We start from the raw sequence: 20,777 nt of genomic DNA, 5'->3' as shown, positions 1-20,777 counted from the left end.
TGTGACTTCTAAGGGGAATACCGTGACCCACGTGTCCGAGCGCAACAGTGCCAACGGCGCCGAGGGCGATCGCAGGCCGTGGACGGCCGGTTCCGGCCGTGGTGCTCGCAAGCGCTCGGTCACGTACGCGGAGGCCGGTGTCTCGATCGAGGCCGGCGACCGCGCCGTGGAACTGCTCAGGTCGAAGGTGAAGGGGACCACCCGGCCCGAGGTGATCGGTGACCTCGGTGGCTTCTCCGGCCTCTTCCGGCTGAACACGCAGAAGTACAAGAGCCCGATCCTGGCCTCGTCGACCGACGGCGTCGGCACCAAGCTGGTGATCGCCCAGCAGCTCGACATCCACGACACGATCGGCATCGACCTGGTCGCGATGGTCGTCGACGACCTGGTCGCGTGCGGCGCCGAGCCGCTGTTCCTGCTCGACTACATCGCCTGCGGCGAGGTCGTACCGGACAAGGTCGCCGAGATCGGCGCCGGCATCGCCGACGGCTGCCGGTACGCGGGCTGCGCCCTGCTCGGCGGCGAGACGGCCGAGCACCCCGGTGTGCTGCGCCCCGACGAGTACGACGTATCTGCCACCGGCGTCGGCGTGGTCGAGGAAAGCGAGATCCTCGGCCGGGAACGGGTCGAGGTGGGCGACGCGGTGATCGCGATGCGCTCGTCGGGCCTGCACTCGAACGGCTACTCGCTGGTGCGGCACGTGCTGCTGGGCGCCGGCCGGATGCGGCTCGACTCGGTGGTCGACGACTTCGGCACGCAGCGGACCCTCGGCGAGGAACTGCTCACCCCCACCAAGATCTACGCGAAGGACTGCCTCGGCCTGATCGAGGAGACCGACGTGCGGGCGTTCTCGCACGTCACCGGCGGCGGCATCCCCGGCAACCTGGTGCGCATCCTGCCCGAGAACGTCGACGCGGTGGTCGACCGCTCCACCTGGCGTCCTCAGCCGATCTTCGACCTCATCCAGGCCAAGGGCCGGATCGAGGACACGGAGATGGAGGCTACGTTCAACATGGGCGTCGGCATGTTCGCGATCGTCTCGTCCGACGACGCCGACCGCGCGATGGCCTACTTGACCGGCCGGGGCGTCGAGGCGTGGCAGGTCGGCGAGGTCATCGACGGCACCGGCGAGGTGCAGATGATGGGGCAGTACACCCGCGGTTGACCGATTCGATGGAAGAATCCGCGTGTGTCTATCTATGACACATGCGGATCTTTCATGTCGGTGCTGGATCGGGCGGCCTAGCCTCTAGGCGTACGCCGGACGGGGGTGTTCATGATCAAACGGTGGAGCGGGATGCGCGGCATAGCGGCCGTCCCGACCTACGTCGTGATGCAGCCCACCACTCTCTGCAACCTCGACTGCTCCTACTGTTACCTTCCGTTCCGCTCGCAGGACAAGCGGATGCCGGTCGAGGTGGCCGCGGCCGTCGCCGAGTCGGTCGGGTCCTTCGCCCGGGCCGGCCGGTTCTCGGTGGTCTGGCACGGTGGTGAGCCGCTGGCTACCGGGCGTGACCACTTTGCGGCGCTGCTCGCGCCCTTCGACGGCGCGATCGAGCACCACGTGCAGACCAACGCCACGCTGATCGACGACGCCTGGTGCGAGTTCTTCGCCGAGCATGGCGTACGGGTCAGCGTGAGCGTCGACGGTCCGGAGGCGCGCAACGGCGATCGGGTGACCCGCGGCGGCAAGCCCGCCTACGACCGGATCGTCCGGGGCATCGAAGCGCTGCAACGGCACGGCATCCCGTTCTCGGCGCTCTGCGTGGTCGGCGACCCGCGTCCCGGGGTGGCCGAGGAGCTGTACGCGTACTTCCTCGACCTCGGCTGCGAGGTGCTCGGCATCAACGTCGAGGAGCTCGAGGGCGTGAACACCCGGGCCAACCGGCACGACGCGGCCGACGTGACCGCGTTCTGGGCCGAGCTGGTCGGTGCCTGGCGCCGCGACCCGCGGATCCATCTGCGCGAGGTGGAGTGGTCGCTGCGCTACGCGGCCGCGGTGCTCGACGGGACCGCCGACGAGCTGCTGCCGCGGCGGCTCGACCCGATCCCCACGATCGCCCACGACGGCTCGGTGGTGCTGCTCTCACCCGAGCTGGCCGGCTTCCACGACCCCCGGTACGGCGATTTCACCAGCGGGAACGTGCTGACGACCCCGCTGGGCGAGATCCTGGCCGGCGCGGCCGGCACGCCCTGGATCGCCGAGTTCCTGCGTGGCGTCGAGGCGTGCCGGGAGAGTTGCCCGTATTTCGGATTCTGCGGCGGCGCCCACGCGGCGAACCGCTACTTCGAGCATGGCCGGTTCGACATGACCGAGACCGACCACTGCCGCAACAGCAAGATTCGCCTACTGGAGGGAGTGCTGGACCATGCCCGAGATCATGAACCCACGGCTGTCTGAGGCTGCGCAGCCAGAAATCGTGGGAGACGATCCGGTGACCGCACGGGTGCACGACACCCGAGCCGGGCTGGCTGCCCTCATCGCGGAGGCGGAGGCGGCCCGGGAACAGCGCGCGGAGAGCACGGCGGAGGACGGCTCGGCGGTCTGCGCCTGGAACCACTTCGAGAACATTCCCACGTTCTACAACTGGAACAACCGGCCGCGATAGGTCTGCGCAGTCCTGAAGCCCACGCGGGTGGTTGGCCCGCGTGGGCTTCAGTGTTGTTTGAACCGTGGGAAGTTGACCGCGACACACGGAAGCACGCGGTCAGCCGCGTGCTCTGTGCAAACCGGGTCAGTCAGCGCCTTGTCGGCGACCAGGAGTCCTGGTCGTCGTCCGCGTCGTCCTCGTCGTCGTCGACGAACTCATCGTTGTCGTCGTCGAAATGACGGTCGGACTTACCACTGGCACCCGCCAGTTCGCGCTGCAAGGCGGTGAGGTCGGTGTTCGGGGAGTGGTACTTCAGCTCCCGGGCCACCTTCGTCTGCTTGGCCTTAGCACGGCCGCGCCCCATGGCTCGACCCCCTCGCACAGAATTCGGGGCAGCCCGAAGGCGGGCCCCGATGACGTCAGGCATCTCTCGTGGGTCTTACGGTACATGGACGATGCCGCCTTCGGCACCTCGGGTTGCGTGTGACACTGCCGCGCGTCGCGGGTTTTACATCCCGGAACGCGCGGCAGCGACTCCAACCGCCCCACCTGCCACCCTAAACAGGACCAAAAGGCTGATCCGGCGGGTCTCAGCCGAGGTAGATCGCGCGCAAACGGCCGACCTCGGCCATCCTCTGCTCGGCCAGCCGATCGGCCGCGACGGCGGGTGCGACACCCTCCTCGTCGGCCAGCGCGAGGATGCGCCGGGTCGTCTCGAAGATCCCGGTGGCGCGCAGCTTGGCCCGTTCGAAGTTGAAGCCCTCGATCTCGTCGGCCACCTGGATCACGCCGCCGGCGTTGACCAGGTAGTCCGGCGTGTAGAGGATGCCCCGCTCGGCGAGCGATTTCTCGATGCCGGGGTGGGCCAGCTGGTTGTTGGCGCCACCGGTGATGATCTTGGCGCGCAGGGCCGGGACCGTGTCGTCGTCCAGGGCGCCACCGAGGGCGCAGGGCGCGTACACGTCGATCGCGGAAGTGATCAGCGCGAGCGTGTCGGGGACCAGCTCGATCTGGGGGTACGTGGCGCGGGCCCACGCCCGCGCCGTCTCGTTGACGTCGGTGGCGATCACCGTGGCGCCGTCGTCGATCAGGTGGCCGGCCAGGTACTTGCCGACCTTGCCGAGCCCGGCGATGCCGACCGTGCGGCCGGCGAGGGTCGGTGAGCCCCAGGTGTGCTCGGCGGCCGCGCGCATGCCCTGGAAGACGCCCCAGGCGGTCAGGATCGAGGAGTCGCCGGCGCCGCCGTGCTCCAGGCTGCGGCCGGTCACGTAGCGCGTCTCGCGGGCGATGACATCCATGTCCGGCACGTAGGTGCCGACGTCGCAGGCGGTGTAGTACCGCCCGTGCAGCGACTCGACGAACCGGCCGTAGGCCCGCAGGAGGCCCTCGGACTTGGTGCGGGCCGGGTCGCCCCAGATGACCGCCTTGCCGCCGCCGAGGTCGAGACCGGCGAGGGCGTTCTTGTAGGCCATCCCGCGGGACAGCTTGAGCACGTCGGCGAGGGCGTCCGCCTCGCTGTCGTACGGGTAGAAGCGGGTGCCGCCGAGTGCGGGCCCGAGGGCGGTGGAATAGATGCCGATGATCGCCTTCAGGCCGGTCTGCCTGTCCTGGCAGAAGACGACCTGTTCGTGCCCGGTGGCGTCGGTGCCGTCGGTGTCGAACACGCCCATCGCTGCTCTCCTGATCTGGTCTCGAGGCCCTTGTGGGGCCGTTTACCCGGCTGGGGTGTTGCCGGACATAGCGAGCGTAGTCGGGCGGACCGGCCGGTGATTACGCCCGCGCGGGAAGTTCCTTGCGGCGAAATTCGTGAAAGGATCGCGCCGTGCCGTCACTGTTCGCGTCGTACCTTCGGGTTTACGAACCGCTGACCGCGTTCGACCGCGAGCGCCAGGTTTTCTGGCGCCGGTACGCCCGCGAGGGTCGTGCCCTGGGCCCGGTCGACGGTCCGGTCAAGCAGCGCTCCGCCGTGCTCGAGGCGCTCGGCGCGGGGTGGACGCGCCTTCCCGACCTGCCCGATGAGGCCTACGTGCTCGAGTGGGGCGACACGCTGCTGGTCTGCCCGTGGAACCTGCGTCTGCGGGTCGCCGAGGCTGCCCTGAACGCCCGGGACGGGGTGCCCAGCGTGCTGGCCGACGCCTTCGTGCCGCCGGTGCTGGCCGGCCAGGCCCGCGCGATCGTGGAGGACTGGCGCAGCGGGGCCAAGGTGCTCGAGCACGGGGTGCCGCGGGTGCACGAGCAGATCGCGACCTGGGGCGTGCCGCTGCGCTGGTTCGTCTTCATCGACCTCGACGAGCGTGAGATCGAGCTGGCCCCCGGCCGGCGCACGCTGCGGTACCGCACCGAGATCTCCAAGGCCCGCCGCCGGGCGCACCGGGGCGTCTCGGTGCTGCGCAAGTCGCTGGGGGACGCGCCGATCACCGAGGCGGTCGAGGAGGGCACCCGGTGGCTGGAGGAGTTCCATCCCCGGTCGATCGTCGAGCTCGACTACGGCGGCCTCGTCAACCTCCTCCCGGATGACGACCTGGGGCAGGACGATTCACCCGGTCTGGTGGCGGCCGGCCTTTCCGCCCTGTCCCGGGGTGACGCCGACGCGGCCTCCGAGGCGTACGAGAAGCTCGTCGATCGCTGGCGGAAAGTGCAGCTTCTGGAGCGCTGCAACTGACCAGCCAAAACGGGACTTATCTCGATAAGACGACGCTCTCGGGAGCGCTCCCGAGGCGAATACTCTTCGTAATCACGGCTCCGCGAAGCGTGATAATCGGACTAAACGCGGCACTATCTGGCGTAGAAAACACGGAAAAATCGGGCATGCTTCATCCGTCTATCTGGGGACGTTCGTCCGTTCGGCCCATGTCGGACATCGGGGACTAGCCGGACCATGAGAGACGCACCGGCCGGCGGGACCCCGGCCGTTGTCTATAGGTACCTGTGGAGGAGTGACCGATGGCATCGCGTACGCACGATCCTGAGCCGCTACTAACGCCGGCCGAGGTGGCGTCGATGTTCCGCGTCGACCCGAAGACCGTCACCCGGTGGGCGAAGGCCGGCAAGCTCAGTGCAATCCGCACGCTGGGCGGCCACCGCCGTTACCGGGAGTCGGAGGTTCGTGCCCTGCTGCAGGGGCAGATTCCCACGCAGCGTCAGGGCGACTGAACGAACCGAGTCGAGACGTAGCATCGTTGCAAGGGGCGTGCGCTGGGGAAGGCGACCGCCCCTTCTTCGTGTCGGCTGATCGGTGGTGACCCCCATGAGTGAGCCACCCATCGGCGACGTCTTCGGCGAGATGATCCGGGACGCGTACGCGGTGCGGACCGGCGTGGGACCGCGTCCGCTCGCCGGCGGCCGGGTGCCGCGACCCGTGATCGAGGTTATCGAGCGGGACGACGGCCTGATCAACGGCGCGCCGGCCGATCACTATCTGGGTGAGCCCGAGGAGTGGCAGCCGCACGACCACCGGGCGCTACGCCTCTGTCGCGGCCAGGTGCTCGACATCGGCACCGGGGCCGGCCGGACCGCCGTCGAGCTCCAGCGCCGCGGCATGGCGGTGACCGGCCTCGACACATCGCCCGGCGCGATCGAGATCGCTCGGCGACGCGGCTTGCGCGACACGGTGGTGACAACCATTGACGCGTACGCCTCGAAGGCCGCGACGCGATATGACACGTTCCTGCTGCTCGGCAACAATCTCGGGCTGCTCGAGAGTGCCGAGCGCGCCCCGGTCTTCCTCGCCGCGCTGGCCCGCCTGGCCCGGCCCGGCGCCCGCATCGTGGCGCAGGGGACCGACCCGTACGGCACGACCGATCCGGTGCACGCGGAATACCACCGCCACAACCGCGAGCGCGGCCGGATCGGCGGTCAGCTGCGGCTGCGGCTGCGCTACCGGCGCCTGGCCACCGAGTGGTTCGACTACCTGAACTGCTCTCCCGCGGAGCTGGAGAAGCTGCTGGACGGCACCGGCTGGCGACTGAAATCGATCGACGACCAGGACCGCCCCTATTACCTTGCGGTCATGGAGTTAATTACGTGAACACACTCTCCCGCGACCAGGTGAAGGTCAGCCGGCGGATCTCGATGATCCTGCGGCACCGGCCGGAGTCCGCGGGCCTCACGCTCGACGCGAACGGCTGGGCGCCCGTCGCCGACCTGCTCGGCGCGCTGGGCATCACCCGCGCCGAGCTCGACGTGATCGTCGAGAACAACGACAAGTCCCGGTTCGCCATCGCCCGCCGCGACGACGGCGTCGACTGGATCCGGGCCAGCCAGGGCCACTCCCGCCGGGTCGAGATCGACCTCGACCTGCCGCCGGCCGAGCCGCCCGCGGTGCTGTTCCACGGCACCCCGCGCGACAACCTCGACCCGATCCTGCGCGACGGCCTGCGCCCGGGTAGCCGGCACCACGTACACCTGTCGAAGGATGTGCCGACCGCGCTGGTGGTCGGCCGGCGTCGCTCGGCCGATGTGGTCGTGTTCGAGGTGGACGCCGCGCGGATGGCCGCCGACGGGCACGTCTTCCATCGCAGCGAGAACGGGGTGTGGCTGACCCTGGCGGTACCGTCCGGGTACCTCTCGCTAAAACGGACAAATCCGCAGCAAGGCTGGTTGATCTAGTCTCCACAGTGGCCGAACGGCCCGATCGTCCGCCGCCACCGATTAGCGTGGTGCCATGGCGAGGATCACCCGGCGTGAGCTGATGAATCTCCTCGGTGCGTTCGGTGTCGTCGCCACCCTCGCGGGACTGGCCCTGGGCCTCCCCGCGATCGACCGGGCCCTCCCTGGCGAGCGGCCGGTCAGCGCCGACGAGCCCTACCCGATCGGCGCCGGCGTCACCGTGGTTCCGCCGCTCGGCGCGACCCTCGACGTCACCGTCACCCGGCCCGGCGGCACCACCGGCACCGCGCTGTTCCGGCTCGGCGGCGTGCAATACAAGATCGCCGTCCGCCCGTTCGACGGCGACCTGCGCAGCGCGGGATCGAGCCTCCGGCAGCGGATCACCGCGAACCCCGGATACCAGGTCACCGGCCCGCAGCTCGAGATCGCGACGGCCGACGGCCTGGCCGGCCTCCAGGGCGGCTACACGGCGCCGGGCCGTAGCGGCCGGTACGCGGTCTTCGTCGCCGACGGTCTCACCATCGAGGTCACCATCAGCGGCGTCGACCTCGACCTGGGCCGCACCCTGCCGCAGATCGAGGCGAGCACCCGGACCCTGCGGACCGACGGGCGCGAGCGGTGACAGCCGCCGCGGTCCGCCCCGCCCAGGGTGGGGCCCGCATCTCCGCGCTGGCCCGCGTTCCCGCGTTCTGGGTGGTGGCCGCCCTGCTGCTGGCCGGCGCGGTCCGGATGGCGCAGATCGCGGGACGACTCGCCTCGGCGTACCCGATCGCAACCGTCGCCGCGGTGCTGCTGTTCGCCCTGCTCGCGGTGCCGTTCTGGCTGGTCGTGGCCGAGCTGGACTTCCTCGAGCGGGAGCCGCTGGAACTGCTCGTGCTCGCCTTCGCCTGGGGCGGCCTGGTCGCCACCAGCGTGTCGATCCCGGCCAGCACGGCGCTGGAAGACCTCGTGGCCAAGCTCGGCTCGCCGCACCTGGCCGCCGACTGGGGTGCCGCGCTCGCCGCGCCCTCGGTCGAGGAGACGGCGAAGACACTCGGCGTGGTCGCGATCGTGCTGGTCGCCCGTACGCAGGTGAACAGCGTGCTGGACGGCGTCGTCTACGGCGCGATGGTGGGCCTCGGCTTCCAGATCGTCGAGGACATCGTCTTCGCGGTCGGCGCGGTGGCGCTGGCCGGGCAGGGCGACCAGGTGCAGCCGGTGATCGCCACGTTCCTGCTGCGCGGCTTCCTCTCCGGGGTGTGGAGCCACACGCTGTTCGGCGCGCTGGCCGGCGCCGGCATCGGCTATCTGGTGGTACGCCGCGACCGCCGTCCCGCGCACCGGGTCGGCGCGGCCCTGCTCGCCTTCCTCGGCGCCTGGGCATCGCACGTGCTGTGGAACTCCCCGCTGCTCGGCGACGGCCTCGGCAACGGCGCGCTGGCGCTGCTCGGGATCCTGCTGCTCAAGGGCCTGCCGCCGCTGCTGCTCATCCTGTGGCTGGTGCGGCGGGCGCACGACCGGGAGGCCGACTACTACGTCGGCCGGCTCGGCACGCTGCGCGATCCGGAGCTCATCACGGAGGGCGAGCTCGGGGTGCTGGGCTCGGGTGCGGCCCGGGCCGCAGCCCGCCGGTACGCGGGCCAGCAGGCCGGCCACGCCGGGCGCAGGGCCGTGCGCCGGTTGCAGCGCGCGCAGGCGCGGCTGGCGGTGGAGCTGAGCCGGGCTTCGAAAGAGACCGGCGCGAACTGCGACGAGATCCGGGTCCAGCGCAAGACGCTGCGCGGCCTGGGCCACCCGGAGGCGATCGCCGGCCCGCGATCGTGGCGGCACACGGCCTCCACGATCGTCACCACCGTGGTGGCGATCGCCGTCCTCTGGGTAGCTCTCTCGGCGCTCGGCGGCGCCTAGACCTGCGGCGGGATGCCTCCGTCGCCGTCGACGATCGCCTCGGGCGTGCCGTCCTGATCGAGGTCGACCATGGTGATGTCGACCTTGCCATCGCCGTCGGTGTCGAACTGGAACAGGTCGGGCTTGCCGTCCCCGTCGGTGTCGGACACCCACACGTCCGGCTTGCCGTCGCCGGTCGTGTCGTTCGCGATCAGGTCGACGCGGTCGCTGCCGCGCGTCTCCACGGTCTCCTGCGGCTCGGTCATGGAATCTCCCTCGAGGGGCGGATAGGTCATGCGAACAGTAGGACCAAGTGGCCACGTGCGCGACCCGGGCGCTGTGATCGAAGTCGCAGGAAAGGTGCCGACTCGGCGGTAACCTTGCCCCTCATGGATATCGCGGCCGACGGCATACAGACCCTGCTCGCGTCCGGGGGCGGCGGCACCCTCGGTGAGCGCATGGGCATCGAGCTGATGGAGGCCACGCCCGAGCGGATCGTGGGCACCATGCCGGTGGAAGGCAACACCCAGCCGTACGGGCTGCTGCACGGCGGCGCCTCCTGCGTGCTCGCCGAGACGCTCGGCTCGGTCGGCGCGGTGCTGCACGGCCAGACCGTCGACCGGCCGTTCGCGGTGGGCGTCGACATCAACGCCACCCATCACAAGGGCGTCCGCTCCGGCCTGATCACGGGGGTCGCCACGCCGGTCCATCGGGGCCGCACGATGGTCACCTATGAAGTGATAATCACCGATGACCTCGACGAGCGGATCTGCACCGCCCGCATCACCTGTCTTCTGCGCGGAGCGTGAATTCCGGTGCTTGTTCGGCCGTACGCGAGCGCTCCTTGACCGATCCACGTACCTTTCTTCACGTGACGGAGGTACCACAGCACGCTTTCGACGACGCGGCGCTGGTTCTGCAGAGTGCGCTCAGCGGCGACAGTGACGCTGTGGTCGATACGTTCGACGCCGTCGTCGACCGTTCCGGGGTCGTCGGTGCGTACGACGTCGCCTGGTGCCTCGCCGCCACCATGGTCGGGCAGGTTCCGTCCGGCGGCGCCTGGACGCTCGACTTCCCGGGCATCGACGACGCGCGATACGACAAGCGGTGGGTGGCCCGCTTCGTCAGCGCGTACGTGAACGGCGACATCCCCACCGGCGAGGCCCTGTTCGGCGCCGCGATCGCCGACGGCCAGCTCCCGGACTGCCTGCTGGCCCTGGCCGGCTCGACCGTCGCCACCCTCCGGCACCGAGCGGCCTGATCAGGTCTTCTTGAGGTACAGCGCCTTCGCGTACTGAGCGGCCGCGGCCTCGTTGTACATGCTCGCCTGGGACATGTACCACTCGTTGTCGGACAACGCCTTGCGCGCCTGACTCGTCCCCGACCACCGGATGTCGGAGTCCACCTGGGACATGCCGCGCGCCTTGAACTGCCGTCGCATCGCCATCTTGCCGGACTGGAACGCCTCGGCGGCCTCTTCGGCCTGCTTCATCGCGGCGAAGGCCTTGTCGCTCAGCGCCTCGGCCAAGGTCCAAGCCGCCTGTTCCGCCGCATTCGTGAATGTCAGCACGCCGCTCCTCCTCGAATAGCGCCTGTCAGAATCACATGATGTTGTTGCTCATCGATCTCGACAACACTCTTATCGACCGTCGCGCGGCCTTCAAGAGCTGGGCGGAGTCTCGCTACGGGGAATCCGAGGTGCCCTGGCTCGTCGAGGCCGACCGGGACGGCTACGAACCGCGGGAGAATCTGGCCTCGAAGATCGCGGCCCGGTACGGCGGCGACGACCAGCGGATCCTCGCCGAGCTGCGGGGCGGGATGGTGGAGCAGCTCGCGCCCGACCCGGAGATCGCGGCCGTGCTGAACGAGGCGGCCGGGGCCGGATTCGTGCCGTTCGTCGTGACCAACGGCACGGTCGCCCAGCAGGAGGCGAAGCTGCGCCGCACCGGCCTGGACGGGCTGGTCGCCGGCTGGACGATCTCCGAGGGCGCCGGGGTGCGCAAGCCCGACCGCCAGATCTTCGAGATCGCCGCGGCCGCCGCCGGGCTGCCGCTCACGGGATCCGGATGGATGGTGGGGGACAACTCAGACAGCGACATCGGCGGCGGAGTCGGCGCCGGACTGCGTACGGGATGGGTCGCTCTCGGCCGCGAGTGGCCCGCCGGGCTTGATTACCGCCCGGAAGTTGTCGGCGCAACGGGCGCGGCCGCGCTGCGGCTGGTGCTGGCGGCCGCCTGAGCCGCCGATTATTCCGCCGATTCTCCGTTGTGACATGGACAAAGGGCCCATAGGCCGGGTCACCGAGTCAGGTAAAGGTGTACCGGTGACCTCTCCGCAGACGTCCCGTCGTGGCGCCTTCGTGGCGCCGGCGCTGCTGTTCGTAGCGCTCCTCGGCGGCGCGTTGTTCTTCGGCCTGCTGGCCATGTCCGGAAAGTACGAGAACGGTGTCACGGCCAACAACGCGGCCGTCACCGATCCGTCCCCCTCCACGGCCGCACCCGAGGCGAAGACCATCGCCAGCACCCGCCCTTCTCACACCCCGCGGGCGACCACCGACCCGACCGCCACCCCGCCCACGTCGAAACACGAGCCCGACCCGCCCACCAGCGCCAAGTCGCTCGCCAACACCGAGGACGAGGTGGCCCGTCAGCTCGACGCGCTGCCCCACAAGTCGGTGCCCGGCCTCACCACCGCACCGGTCGTGGGCGACGCCTGCAGCCCGGCCGGCGCCAAGGCCCGCACTGCCACCGGCCAGCGGGTCATCTGCAAGTCCACCCCGAAGGACGACGAGACCCGCTGGCGAGTCGTCTGACGTTACGAACGCAGCCAGACCGCCTCGTCGCGGTGGGACTCGAGCGGGCCGGGGTAGTCCACTTTGTCGGGAATGCGCCATGGCTCGTGGACGGCCGGACCGCGTACGCCCGCTAGTTCCGGGACGTAGCGCCGCACGTAGTCGCCGTTCGGGTCGAAGCGGTGGGCCTGGCGGATCGGGTTGAAGCGGCGGTAGGGGCGGGTGTCGTTGCCGGTGCCGGCCACCCACTGCCAGTTGCCGGAGTTGTTCGGCACGTCGCCGTCGAGCAGCCAGCGGAAGAACCAGCGGACGCCGTGCCGCCAGTCGATGCCCAGGTGCTTGGTGAGGAACGCGGCGGTGATCAGCCGGGCGCGGTTGTGCATCCAGCCCTCGGCGCGCAGCTGACGCAGGCCGGCGTCGACGATCGGCACCCCGGTGAGCCCGTCCTGCCAATGCTTCAGCGCCTCCGGGTCGTCGCGCCACTCGTCGTTCGCGTTCGGCCGGAACGGCTCGGTGGCGATTCGCGGGAAGGCGTGCGCGACCTGGTAGTAGAAATCGCGCCAGCAGAGCTGCCGGAGAAACGGCTCGCCGCCGTGCGCCTTCGCCGCCTCGGCCACGGCCAGCGGCGAGAGACATCCGAAGCGGAGATAGGGGCTGAGCCGGCTGGTGCCGTCGCCCGGCAGGTCGTCGTGCTTTTCCGCGTACGCGTCAATGTCTTCCAGCCACGCGGTGAGCCGGCGCCGTCCCTCGGTCTCGCCACCCGCCGCGGCGCCGGGCGACTCCCCGGCGGGGAGAGCCGGCAGCCGCCCGACCGGAATGTCCGGCAGCGTGATCCGGCGCGGAGTGGCGACCTCGTCCCGCCATTTCGCGCCCGACCAGGCCCGATAGTAGGGCGTGAAGATCCGGTACGCGTCGCCGCCACCGCTCGGCCGCAGCTCGCCGGGATCGACGATCGTCACTCCGGGGAACAGGCGCAGCGCGATACGTTCGCCGCCGCATCGGTCACGCAGGTGACTTTCCCGCCTTTTCGCGTACGGGGTGACGTCCGCACCCAACCCCAGCATCGTCGCCCCGGCCTGCCGCGCGACCGTCATCGTCTCCGCCACCGGATCCCCGACCCGCAGCACCAGGTCGCCACCCCGCTCCCGCAGCGACGAGCGCAGATCGGCCAGCGACTGATGCAGGAAGCGCGACCGGTTGGGCGAGAGCTCGCCGAGCCCCGGGTCGAGCACGAACAGCGGCACCACCCGGTCGGCGTTGGCGCACGCGGCCGCCAGGGCCGGGTTGTCGTGCACCCGCAGATCCCGGGTGAACAGCACCACCGCGGTACGCGTCACGCCGACACCTCGGTGCCGGGCCGGGTGAGCAGGCTGCGGATCGCGACCGCCGCGCGGCGACTGTTCGGCACCGTCGCGCGGCGGGCGAAGACGTCGTAGTCGGCCGCCTCCACCTCGTCGAGGATGCCCCCGTAGAGCCGGTAGGCGGTGCGCATGCAGGCCTGCGAGGCGGGCTCGAGCAGGGGGATGCCGGGGGCGGCGAACGCGTAGTGGCGGCGCGCTCTGCTGACCTCGTACGCGATGAGGGGTTTGATCTTGGGGTTGTCGGGTCGCAGATCGGACGGGGTGAGCTCGAAGCGGGTGAGATCCTCGACGGGCAGGTAGACCCGGCCGCGCTCGAGGTCCTCGGCGACGTCCCGGATGAAGTTGGTGAGCTGGAACGCGAGGCCGAGCTGGCGGGCGGGCTCGCGCGCGGCGACCCGGTCGGAGGAGCCGAGGATCGGCAGCATCATGGTGCCGATCACGGCGGCCGACCCCTCCATGTAGTCGAGCAGGTCGTCGTAGGTCTCATAGGACGTGACCGTGAGATCCATCGCCATGCTGCGCAGGAACGTCACGAAGTCGTCCACGTCCAGGTCGAACACGGCGATGGTGTGCAGCACGGCCGGCAGCAGCGGATCGTCGACCGGCTCGCCGCGCAGCCCGGCCACGAACCGGTCGGACCACTCGGTCAGCCGCGCGGCACGCTCCCGCGCCGGAAGAGCCTCGGTGCGGTCGACGATCTCGTCGGCGTAACGGGTGAATCCGTAGAGGGCGTGCACATGACGACGCTTCCAGGCGGGCAAGAGACGGGTCGCCAGGTAGTAGGTGCGGCCGTGTTGCTTGTGCAGGGCTCGGCAGCGTTCATAGGCGATGGCCAGGTCCGCTTCCACAGGGTCCTCCGCAAATCGACGCAAGAATCGACGCAACCAACAACCTAGGGTACGGTAGATCTCGTGGCCAACAACACGCTCGAGGGAAACCGGCGACATATCCCCCGCCAAACGGGCCGCACCACGACATTGGTCGACGCGATCGAGGGCACGCTGGCCGACTTCCTCGCCGCCCGGATCGCCGCGCTCGATGCGACCGACCCCGAGCTCGGCGGCTTCGCCCGCACCGCGCGCGATCTGGTGCTCGCCGGCGGGAAGCGGCTGCGGCCCACATTCGCCTACTGGGGTTGGCGCGGGGTCAGCGACGAGCCGGTCGAGCCGGTGCTCCCGGCGCTGGCCGCGCTCGAGCTCATGCACACCTTCGCCCTGGTGCACGACGATGTGATGGACGAGTCGGCGACCCGGCGCGGGCGGCCCACGGCACATCGCATCTTCGCGAGCCGGCACGGCGAGCGCTTCGGCACGTCGGCGGCGATCCTGGTCGGCGACCTGTGCCTGGTCTGGGCCGACCAGTTGCTCGCCCGCACTCCGATACCGACGGCGACGCTGTTCGCGGTCCGCGCCCGCTACGACCGCATGCGGGTCGAGGCCATTTCGGGGCAGTATCTGGACGTGCTCGGTGAGACGTCGCCCGGCGACTGGTCGGAGGACCGGGCGCTGCTGGTCGCGCGGCTCAAGACCGCCAGCTATACCGTGCAGCGGCCGCTGCAGCTCGGGCTGGCGCTCGCGGGTTCAGATTCGCCGGAGATCGATCTCGCGTACGAGAACTTCGGCGCGCTGGTCGGTGAGGCGTTCCAGCTGCGGGACGACCTGCTCGGAGTGTTCGGCGATCCGGCGGTCACCGGCAAGCCGGCCGGTGACGATCTGCGTACCGGTAAGCCGACCACGCTGTTGCTGCTGGCCCGGCGTCATGCGCCGCTGACTCTCGATGACCCGGAGCGCCTGGCTCAGGAGATCGCGGCGACCGGCGCTCCGGCGCAGGTCGAGGCGATGATCCGGGAGCGGGTCGCCTCGGCGATCGCGGCTCTGGCCGCCGCGCCGATCGCCGCCGAGGCGCGGCACGCGCTCATCGAGCTGGCGGTTCGCGCCACGCACCGCCCGGCATGATGTCTGCCATGCGCCGTTCTGTCAGTGGGCCCACCGAGCGGGTGGTCATCGTCGGGGCCGGGCTGGGTGGGCTGTCGTGCGCGCTGCATCTCGCCGCGGCCGGGCGGCAGGTCACCGTCGTCGAGCGGGAGTCCGTGCCCGGCGGGCGGGCCGGGCGGCTCGTCGTCGACGGGTTCGAGTTCGACACCGGGCCGACCGTGCTGACCATGCCGTCGTTGATCGAGGAGCCGCTCGCGGCCGTCGGCGAACGGCTGTCGGACTGGCTGGAGCTGCTGCCGCTCGATCCGGCATATCGGGCGTTCTACCCGGACGGTTCCACTCTGGACGTTCGCACCGACACCCTGCGCATGGCCGCCGAGATCTCCCGGGTCTGCGGCCCCCGCGAGGCCGACGGCTACCTGCGCTTCGTCGACTACGCCCGCAAGCTCTGGCTGCTCGAACGCGACCATTTCATCGGCCGTAACCTCGACACCCCGCTCGACCTGGTCAATCTCAACCTGCTCAAGCTGCTCGGGATGGGCGGGTTCCGCCGGTTGCACACCAAGATCGGCCAGTTCTTCCGCGACCCCCGTACCCAGCGGATCTTCTCGTTCCAGGCGATGTATGCCGGGCTCGCGCCGCACGACGCGCTCGCGATCTATGCGGTGATCGCCTACCTCGACTCGGTCGCCGGCGTCTTCTACCCCAAGGGCGGCATGCATGCTGTCCCGCGGGCGCTGGCCGGCGCGGCCGAGAAACACGGCGTCGAGTTCCGCTACGACACGACGGTCACCAGGGTCGAGGTCTCCGGCGGCCGGGCCACCGGCGTGATCACCGAGGACGGCGCCCGCATCCCCGCCGACGTCGTCGTGCTCAACCCCGATCTGCCGATCGCTCATCGCGATCTTTTGCCTTCGGCCTGGTCGCGCCGGCTGCGCTTCGCACCCTCGTGCGTGGTCCTGCATGTGGGTTCCCGGCAGCCGTACGGGGGAATCGCGCACCACAACATCCATTTCGGGGCGGCGTGGCGACGCACGTTCGACGAGGTGATCCGGGACGGAATGCTCATGAGCGACCCGTCTCTGCTGGTCACCCACCCGACGCCGGACACCTACTACGTCCTTGCCCCGGCGCCCAACCTCGAGGTGGGACCGATGAACTGGCGCGGCGGGCTGGCCTCGCGGTATGCGGATTCGCTGGTGCGGACGCTCGAGAAGCGCGGGTATGTGGGCTTCGGCGCCGGAATCGAGGTGCTGCGGATCGTGACGCCGGCCGACTGGGCCGATCAGGGCATGGCGGCCGGGACACCGTTCTCGGCGGCACACACGTTCGGGCAGACCGGGCCGTTCCGGCCGTCCAACCTGCACCCGACGCTGCCGAACGTCGTCTTCACCGGGTCGGGAACTCAGCCCGGCGTCGGCGTACCGATGGTGCTGATCTCGGGAAAGCTGGCGGCGGCGCGGATCACTGGAGGCGGGCGATGAGCCATCGTGAGTCCCACGCCGTCGAGCTCGTTGACATCTCCGGCAAATCGGTCGGGGCGGCGACCGTTTCCGAGGCGCATCAGGCGCCGGGAATGCTGCACCGGGCGTTCTCGGTGTTCGTGCGCGACCCGTCGACCGGGCAGGTGCTGCTGCAGCAGCGGGCCGCGGTCAAGACCCGGTTTCCGCTGCGCTGGGCCAATACCTGCTGCGGGCATCCGCTGCCGGCGGAGGACGTGGCGGTGGCGGCCCGGCGGCGGATGGCCGAGGAGCTCGGGCTGCCGGAGATGGCGCTGACGCCGATCGGGGTCTACACGTATCGGGCCGTGGATCCGGCCGGGGGGCGAGTGGAGCACGAGTACGACCACGTCCTCCTCGGGGATCTGCCGGCCGGGGCCCGGGTGGTGCCGGACCCGGCGGAGGTGGCCGCACTTCGCTGGATCTCGGTGCCGGCGCTGCTGGAGAGTCTCGCCTCCGATCCCGCGCCCTATGCGCCGTGGCTGGCGGGGGTGACCGCTCGGCTGGCGGAGCACCTTTCCCGGCCGCTTGTGCCGCCGGTGCCGTCCGTGCCTCGGCCCAACGCCGGTCGTTTTGAGGTATCTCCGCCGGGTGGCGATCTGTCCGACGATGCGCCGGAGCGGTGGCCGGGTGGGCGTTGAGGCGCTGAGCGCCGGGGCCGTCGCGCGTCGCCTGGGGGTGGCGGTCACGACGTTGCGCACCTGGCATCAGCGGTATGGGCTCGGGCCCAGCCGGCATGTTCCGGGCCAGCATCGGCGGTACACGGCACAGGACCTGCACCGGCTCGAGGTGATGCTGCGGCTCACGTCGCAGGGGGTGGCGCCGGCGGAGGCTGCTGCCTGGGCTCGGCGTTCCGGTGCTGCTCTGGCGCGTCGTGTTTCCACCGCTTCCGGCTCTGCTTCCGGCTCTGCTTCGGGCTCTGCTTCCGGGTCTGCTTCGGGCTCTGCTTCCGGCTCTGCTTCCGAGCGGGACGGCGGGGGGCAGGCCATTCCGCTTGGGCGGGTCGGGCCGGCCGCGCGGGGGATGGCCCGGGCCGCGATGAGGCTCGACGCCGCGGCGATGCGGACGATCTTCGAGGGGGTGGTCGCCGAGCGCGGGGTGATCGCGGCCTGGGACGAGGTGGCAGTGCCCGTGCTGGTCGGGATCGGGGAACGGTTCCAGGCCACGCAGCGGTTCGTCGAGGTCGAGCACCTGATCTCCCGGTGCGTCAGCGAGGTGCTCGGCGCGGTCCCGCGGCCGGCGTCGCCCCCGCGGGTGTTGCTGGCCGCCGCCGACGAGGAGCAGCACACGCTTCCGCTGGAGGCCCTGGCCGCCGCGCTGGCCCAGGGGGGCGTCGCGACCCGGCTGCTCGGCGCCCGGGTGCCGGCTCGCGCGCTGGACGATGCCGTAACCCGAACCGGCCCCGCCGTCGTGGTGCTCTGGTCGCAGATGGCCGGCACCGGCGACCCCGCGCAGCTCGCCCGGGTGGCCGCCCACTCCCATCCCCCGCTGCTGCTGGCCGCCGGCGGCCCCGGTTGGCCCGCCGTTCTGCCCTCCGGGGTGGCCCAGCTCACCGAGCTCGCCGAGGCCGCAGAATTGGTCCAAGCCGCCGCCACGTGACGTTTCCGCTGATCAGGTGCCATCCGGATACCGGTTTGGAGACGGGGCGGTCGATCACGTATGCTTTCCAAGCCTCAAGCGGGGCCCGGTTGGGGTCTACGCCGCACAGTGTTGCAGACGTGCCATACTTGCGGGGTTGCCCTCATCGTCTAGTGGCCCAGGACGCCGCCCTTTCAAGGCGGTAGCACGGGTTCGAATCCCGTTGGGGGCACTGGTAAGTTGGCAGCAGGAGTTGCCGATAAGCCAGAGCAGTACGGCAGTGCAGCTACAAGCAAGGTCCTGTGGAGCAGTCGGAGTGCTCGCCGCCCTGTCAAGGCGGAGGTCGCGGGTTCAAGTCCCGTCAGGACCGCAAAGAAACACCCTGGCCAGGTAGCTCAGTTGGTACGAGCGTCCGACTGAAAATCGGAAGGTCGGCGGTTCGACCCCGCCCCTGGCCACGAGTCTGGGGCCGAAGAGTGCTCACGGAAAGCGTGAGCCGAGCAGCCTCGTTCCTTCCGCGCGACTTCGTCGCGCAAGCGGGGGCTACGCCACCCGCACCCCTCTGCCGGTCGGTCACTGGCCGTGGGTGGGGCTCGCTTCGCATCGCAGCTTTGAGAGCGGCTTCGCCGCCTCAGAAACAAAACCTCGCCTCCGCGGCTTTGCCGCTCGCCACGAGCGGTGTGCGCTGCTTGCCGTCCGCGTTTGCGTTCGTTGGCGTTGGCGGCGGGTGCCCTTCCCCTTCCTTTTCCATACCTGTGTCGCGGTCTGGGGGTAGGGCCTTGCGGGTGGAGTGGGGGGTGCCGGCGCCGCTGGGTGCGGCGCCGGCTGGTGGGCTGAGGATGGGGGACACCAGCCCTGGTCCTCCATCGCCCTCTCAGGTCCGCCGTGATCCCTCTTCCGCGACGCGAAGAATCGGCTGTTGGGGCGGCGGGCTTAGGGAATTGCCTGGTGTATCGCGGCCTCGATTCGGTCTACGGCTGCGAAGTCGCCCAGGCGGCGGGTTACGTAGGCGATGGCCAGGTGTCGTTGCGGGTCTGCCCAGCCGGCGTTGCCGCCCAGGCCGCCTTGGCCCCAGGTGCCGTCTTGCTCTATTTGGACGCCTAGGCCCCAGGTGACGTCCTGCTCTATGAAGAGGTCGGGGCCGGTGTACTGGGGGATCGCCAAGGATGGCAGGCGGCCGTCGAGGATGGCGGCGTAGAAACGGGCTATCGCCTGGGACGTGGCGTGGATGTTTACCGCGGGGACGGAGGACTGGCGCCAGAGAGGGCCGTTGAGTACCGCCAGGTCTCGGGTGCCGGGTGGGTTGCCGACCGCTCGGGCGTGGACCGAGCCGGGGGTGCCCAGGGACTCGGCTGGCCAGTCGGGGGTTTCGTACTCGAGCTCGGCGCAGCGGGATTGGTCGTGGGCCGAGAGGGCGAAGCCGAGATCCAGTTTCAGTGGGGCGGCGATCTCCTCGTGCACGAACTGGACCGGCGGGCGGCCGTCTACCCGGCGGATCAGTTCGCCGAGGAGGTGGCCGTAGGTCAGGGCGTGCTCGGCGGCTACCGTGCCGGGCTGCCATTCGGGGGCGGCCGCGGCCAGGTCGGCGCAGAGCAGGTCCCAATCGGACCACGCTTCTACCGGGCGAGGTGTCGGGAACGATGGCAAGGCCGCTAGGTGCGCGAGCACATCGCGTACGGAAGCATTGGTCTGGAACGACGGCCAGTAGGTCGCGGTCGGAGCCGGCAGCGTGATCAGGCCGCGTCCTTCGAGGAGCATGACGGCGGCGGCCATGATCGGCTTGCCGACCGAGTAGACGTTGACCAAGGTGTCGGTGTCCCAGGGCAGGGTGTGAGCCGCGTCACGCCAGCCCTCGCGGACGTCGACGATCGGCTCCCCGTGGCGCAGCACGGTGAGTGCCGAACCACCGCGCGGATCGGCGGCGAACGCCTCGCCCACCGCCTCGAAACCTGGTGCGATGAAGCCCTCCATGTGGCGCACGGTAGCCGCCGGACGCGCGGGTTCGCCGGTTCACCTGCGCTGACCTGCGAAGATGCGGGACACTGGTACCCGATTTGGAGCCTAGGGAACGACGCTGTAATGTTTTCCGAGCCGGCGGGGACGCGGACAGCCAAGCGGAGAGATCCGCGGGTGGCCGTCCCGCCAAATCCTTTGAACTCGGAACGCAGTCATGCTGCGTGCCTTGTGCGGGGGATGTACTAGGGCAGATGGGGTGGAACCGGGAGAAACCGGTTGACGAACTCCGGAAGGCCTAGTAAGGTTGAACGAGTGCCCCGAGGGCAAGTTGCTTCGGGTGTGGTTGTTCTTTGAGAACTCAACAGGGTGCTTGTAAAGCCAGTGCCAATTGTTTTATACCCTGGCCGGTTTGTTCCGGCTTGGATTCCTTTGGCAACATTTGTTTGTTGCCGGGACAGTTTTCCAAGTTTTTGTTGGAGAGTTTGATCCTGGCTCAGGACGAACGCTGGCGGCGTGCTTAACACATGCAAGTCGAGCGGAAAGGCCCTTTCGGGGGTACTCGAGCGGCGAACGGGTGAGTAACACGTGAGTAA

24 protein-coding genes, 3 tRNA genes and 1 rRNA gene are annotated in these 20,777 nt (G+C 70.0%); 21 read left to right on the top strand and 7 right to left on the bottom strand.

The window, feature by feature from the left end:
* The first annotated feature begins 22 nt into the window (after window positions 1-22).
* The 3 genes from purM to amcA all read left to right on the top strand — a co-directional run bounded on the left by purM (window position 23) and on the right by amcA (window position 2,609).
* Window positions 23-1,165, top strand: coding sequence for a phosphoribosylformylglycinamidine cyclo-ligase (gene purM / locus A3CQ_RS0141775; RefSeq protein ID WP_020516928.1), 1,143 nt, complete (start codon window positions 23-25; stop codon window positions 1,163-1,165).
* A 132-nt stretch (window positions 1,166-1,297) separates the two neighbouring features.
* Window positions 1,298-2,401: a cyclophane-forming radical SAM peptide maturase AmcB gene (gene amcB / locus A3CQ_RS0141770; RefSeq protein WP_020516927.1), complete on the top strand. Its 1,104-nt coding sequence runs from the start codon at window positions 1,298-1,300 to the stop codon at window positions 2,399-2,401.
* A complete protein-coding gene (amcA, locus tag A3CQ_RS0141765; RefSeq protein WP_026206800.1) occupies window positions 2,370-2,609 on the top strand; it encodes a multiple cyclophane-containing RiPP AmcA in 240 nt (79 codons plus the stop codon). The genes amcB and amcA overlap by 32 nt, the downstream gene beginning before the upstream one ends.
* 130 nt (window positions 2,610-2,739) lie before the next feature.
* Here the strand turns inward: amcA and A3CQ_RS0141760 are convergent, their stop codons facing one another.
* Both A3CQ_RS0141760 and A3CQ_RS0141755 read right to left on the bottom strand, forming a co-directional pair.
* Window positions 2,740-2,955, bottom strand: a complete 216-nt coding sequence (locus tag A3CQ_RS0141760; protein WP_020516925.1) for a DUF3073 domain-containing protein — start codon at window positions 2,953-2,955, stop codon at window positions 2,740-2,742.
* Window positions 2,956-3,181: 226 nt separating this feature from the next.
* On the bottom strand, window positions 3,182-4,261 hold the full coding sequence (locus tag A3CQ_RS0141755; protein WP_020516924.1) for a Glu/Leu/Phe/Val family dehydrogenase: 1,080 nt from the start codon (window positions 4,259-4,261) through the stop codon (window positions 3,182-3,184).
* Between the two features lie 152 nt (window positions 4,262-4,413).
* On the opposite strand from A3CQ_RS0141755, the gene A3CQ_RS0141750 reads away from it, so the two are divergent.
* The 6 genes from A3CQ_RS0141750 to A3CQ_RS0141725 all read left to right on the top strand — a co-directional run bounded on the left by A3CQ_RS0141750 (window position 4,414) and on the right by A3CQ_RS0141725 (window position 9,086).
* On the top strand, window positions 4,414-5,253 hold the full coding sequence (locus A3CQ_RS0141750) for a DUF8083 family protein (RefSeq protein WP_020516923.1): 840 nt from the start codon (window positions 4,414-4,416) through the stop codon (window positions 5,251-5,253).
* Window positions 5,254-5,534: 281 nt separating this feature from the next.
* The gene (locus tag A3CQ_RS0141745) at window positions 5,535-5,744 is read left to right on the top strand and encodes a BldC family transcriptional regulator (protein ID WP_014687221.1); all 210 of its coding nucleotides are present in this window, start codon (window positions 5,535-5,537) and stop codon (window positions 5,742-5,744) included.
* Window positions 5,745-5,838: 94 nt separating this feature from the next.
* Complete coding sequence (locus A3CQ_RS0141740; RefSeq protein WP_020516921.1) at window positions 5,839-6,618, top strand: class I SAM-dependent methyltransferase; 780 nt, start codon at window positions 5,839-5,841, stop codon at window positions 6,616-6,618.
* Window positions 6,615-7,199 carry an RNA 2'-phosphotransferase gene (locus A3CQ_RS0141735; protein WP_020516920.1) on the top strand — a complete coding sequence of 195 codons (585 nt, stop codon included), beginning with the start codon at window positions 6,615-6,617 and terminating at the stop codon, window positions 7,197-7,199. The genes A3CQ_RS0141740 and A3CQ_RS0141735 overlap by 4 nt, the downstream gene beginning before the upstream one ends.
* A gap of 55 nt (window positions 7,200-7,254) precedes the next feature.
* Window positions 7,255-7,821 (top strand): hypothetical protein, encoded by a 567-nt coding sequence (locus A3CQ_RS0141730; protein WP_020516919.1) that lies wholly within the window; start codon window positions 7,255-7,257, stop codon window positions 7,819-7,821.
* Window positions 7,818-9,086 (top strand): PrsW family intramembrane metalloprotease, encoded by a 1,269-nt coding sequence (locus A3CQ_RS0141725; RefSeq protein WP_020516918.1) that lies wholly within the window; start codon window positions 7,818-7,820, stop codon window positions 9,084-9,086. Before A3CQ_RS0141730 ends, A3CQ_RS0141725 begins: the two co-directional genes overlap by 4 nt.
* Here A3CQ_RS0141725 and A3CQ_RS0141720 read toward each other — a convergent pair.
* On the bottom strand, window positions 9,083-9,331 hold the full coding sequence (locus tag A3CQ_RS0141720; protein ID WP_020516917.1) for a hypothetical protein: 249 nt from the start codon (window positions 9,329-9,331) through the stop codon (window positions 9,083-9,085). The two genes, A3CQ_RS0141725 and A3CQ_RS0141720, sit on opposite strands and share 4 nt — an antisense overlap.
* A gap of 123 nt (window positions 9,332-9,454) precedes the next feature.
* Between A3CQ_RS0141720 and A3CQ_RS0141715 the strand changes: the two genes are divergently transcribed.
* Both A3CQ_RS0141715 and A3CQ_RS0141710 read left to right on the top strand, forming a co-directional pair.
* Entirely contained in the window at window positions 9,455-9,874 is a 420-nt protein-coding gene (locus A3CQ_RS0141715) for a PaaI family thioesterase (RefSeq protein WP_020516916.1), read from the top strand.
* A gap of 62 nt (window positions 9,875-9,936) precedes the next feature.
* A complete protein-coding gene (locus tag A3CQ_RS0141710; RefSeq protein ID WP_020516915.1) occupies window positions 9,937-10,326 on the top strand; it encodes a hypothetical protein in 390 nt (129 codons plus the stop codon).
* Here the strand turns inward: A3CQ_RS0141710 and A3CQ_RS0141705 are convergent, their stop codons facing one another.
* Window positions 10,327-10,635 carry a hypothetical protein gene (locus A3CQ_RS0141705; protein ID WP_020516914.1) on the bottom strand — a complete coding sequence of 103 codons (309 nt, stop codon included), beginning with the start codon at window positions 10,633-10,635 and terminating at the stop codon, window positions 10,327-10,329.
* 38 nt (window positions 10,636-10,673) lie between these two features.
* Between A3CQ_RS0141705 and A3CQ_RS0141700 the strand changes: the two genes are divergently transcribed.
* Together A3CQ_RS0141700 and A3CQ_RS0141695 are read left to right on the top strand one after the other, a co-directional pair.
* Window positions 10,674-11,303, top strand: a complete 630-nt coding sequence (locus A3CQ_RS0141700; RefSeq protein ID WP_157296963.1) for an HAD family hydrolase — start codon at window positions 10,674-10,676, stop codon at window positions 11,301-11,303.
* A gap of 85 nt (window positions 11,304-11,388) precedes the next feature.
* Window positions 11,389-11,877, top strand: a complete 489-nt coding sequence (locus A3CQ_RS0141695; protein WP_157296961.1) for a hypothetical protein — start codon at window positions 11,389-11,391, stop codon at window positions 11,875-11,877.
* A 2-nt stretch (window positions 11,878-11,879) separates the two neighbouring features.
* On the opposite strand, the gene A3CQ_RS0141690 is transcribed toward A3CQ_RS0141695, so the two are convergent.
* On the bottom strand, window positions 11,880-13,193 hold the full coding sequence (locus A3CQ_RS0141690; protein WP_020516911.1) for a cryptochrome/photolyase family protein: 1,314 nt from the start codon (window positions 13,191-13,193) through the stop codon (window positions 11,880-11,882).
* Window positions 13,190-14,065 carry a phytoene/squalene synthase family protein gene (locus A3CQ_RS0141685; RefSeq protein WP_020516910.1) on the bottom strand — a complete coding sequence of 292 codons (876 nt, stop codon included), beginning with the start codon at window positions 14,063-14,065 and terminating at the stop codon, window positions 13,190-13,192. The genes A3CQ_RS0141690 and A3CQ_RS0141685 overlap by 4 nt, the downstream gene beginning before the upstream one ends.
* Before the next feature lie 63 nt (window positions 14,066-14,128).
* Between A3CQ_RS0141685 and A3CQ_RS0141680 the strand changes: the two genes are divergently transcribed.
* From A3CQ_RS0141680 to A3CQ_RS0141650, 7 genes are all read left to right on the top strand, one after another.
* On the top strand, window positions 14,129-15,172 hold the full coding sequence (locus A3CQ_RS0141680; RefSeq protein ID WP_026206797.1) for a polyprenyl synthetase family protein: 1,044 nt from the start codon (window positions 14,129-14,131) through the stop codon (window positions 15,170-15,172).
* A gap of 8 nt (window positions 15,173-15,180) precedes the next feature.
* Entirely contained in the window at window positions 15,181-16,635 is a 1,455-nt protein-coding gene (gene crtI, locus A3CQ_RS0141675; protein ID WP_026206796.1) for a phytoene desaturase family protein, read from the top strand.
* A complete protein-coding gene (gene idi, locus A3CQ_RS0141670) occupies window positions 16,632-17,291 on the top strand; it encodes an isopentenyl-diphosphate Delta-isomerase (RefSeq protein WP_020516907.1) in 660 nt (219 codons plus the stop codon). Before crtI ends, idi begins: the two co-directional genes overlap by 4 nt.
* Window positions 17,281-18,249 (top strand): MerR family transcriptional regulator, encoded by a 969-nt coding sequence (locus tag A3CQ_RS0141665; protein WP_026206795.1) that lies wholly within the window; start codon window positions 17,281-17,283, stop codon window positions 18,247-18,249. Before idi ends, A3CQ_RS0141665 begins: the two co-directional genes overlap by 11 nt.
* A 138-nt stretch (window positions 18,250-18,387) precedes the next feature.
* Window positions 18,388-18,460: transfer RNA gene (locus tag A3CQ_RS0141660), tRNA-Glu, on the top strand.
* A gap of 64 nt (window positions 18,461-18,524) precedes the next feature.
* A tRNA-Asp gene (locus tag A3CQ_RS0141655) sits at window positions 18,525-18,598 on the top strand.
* A 14-nt stretch (window positions 18,599-18,612) separates the two neighbouring features.
* A tRNA-Phe gene (locus A3CQ_RS0141650) sits at window positions 18,613-18,686 on the top strand.
* A gap of 475 nt (window positions 18,687-19,161) precedes the next feature.
* On the opposite strand, the gene A3CQ_RS0141645 is transcribed toward A3CQ_RS0141650, so the two are convergent.
* Window positions 19,162-20,199 carry a serine hydrolase domain-containing protein gene (locus A3CQ_RS0141645; protein ID WP_020516905.1) on the bottom strand — a complete coding sequence of 346 codons (1,038 nt, stop codon included), beginning with the start codon at window positions 20,197-20,199 and terminating at the stop codon, window positions 19,162-19,164.
* Between the two features lie 455 nt (window positions 20,200-20,654).
* Here A3CQ_RS0141645 and A3CQ_RS0141640 point away from each other — a divergent pair.
* A 16S ribosomal RNA gene (locus A3CQ_RS0141640) occupies window positions 20,655-20,777 on the top strand; the annotation flags it as partial.

Origin of the sequence: Paractinoplanes globisporus DSM 43857 (genome assembly GCF_000379645.1) — a bacterium.
Classification (GTDB): domain Bacteria; phylum Actinomycetota; class Actinomycetes; order Mycobacteriales; family Micromonosporaceae; genus Actinoplanes; species Actinoplanes globisporus.
This window is presented reverse-complemented; position numbering and strand designations above follow the sequence as displayed.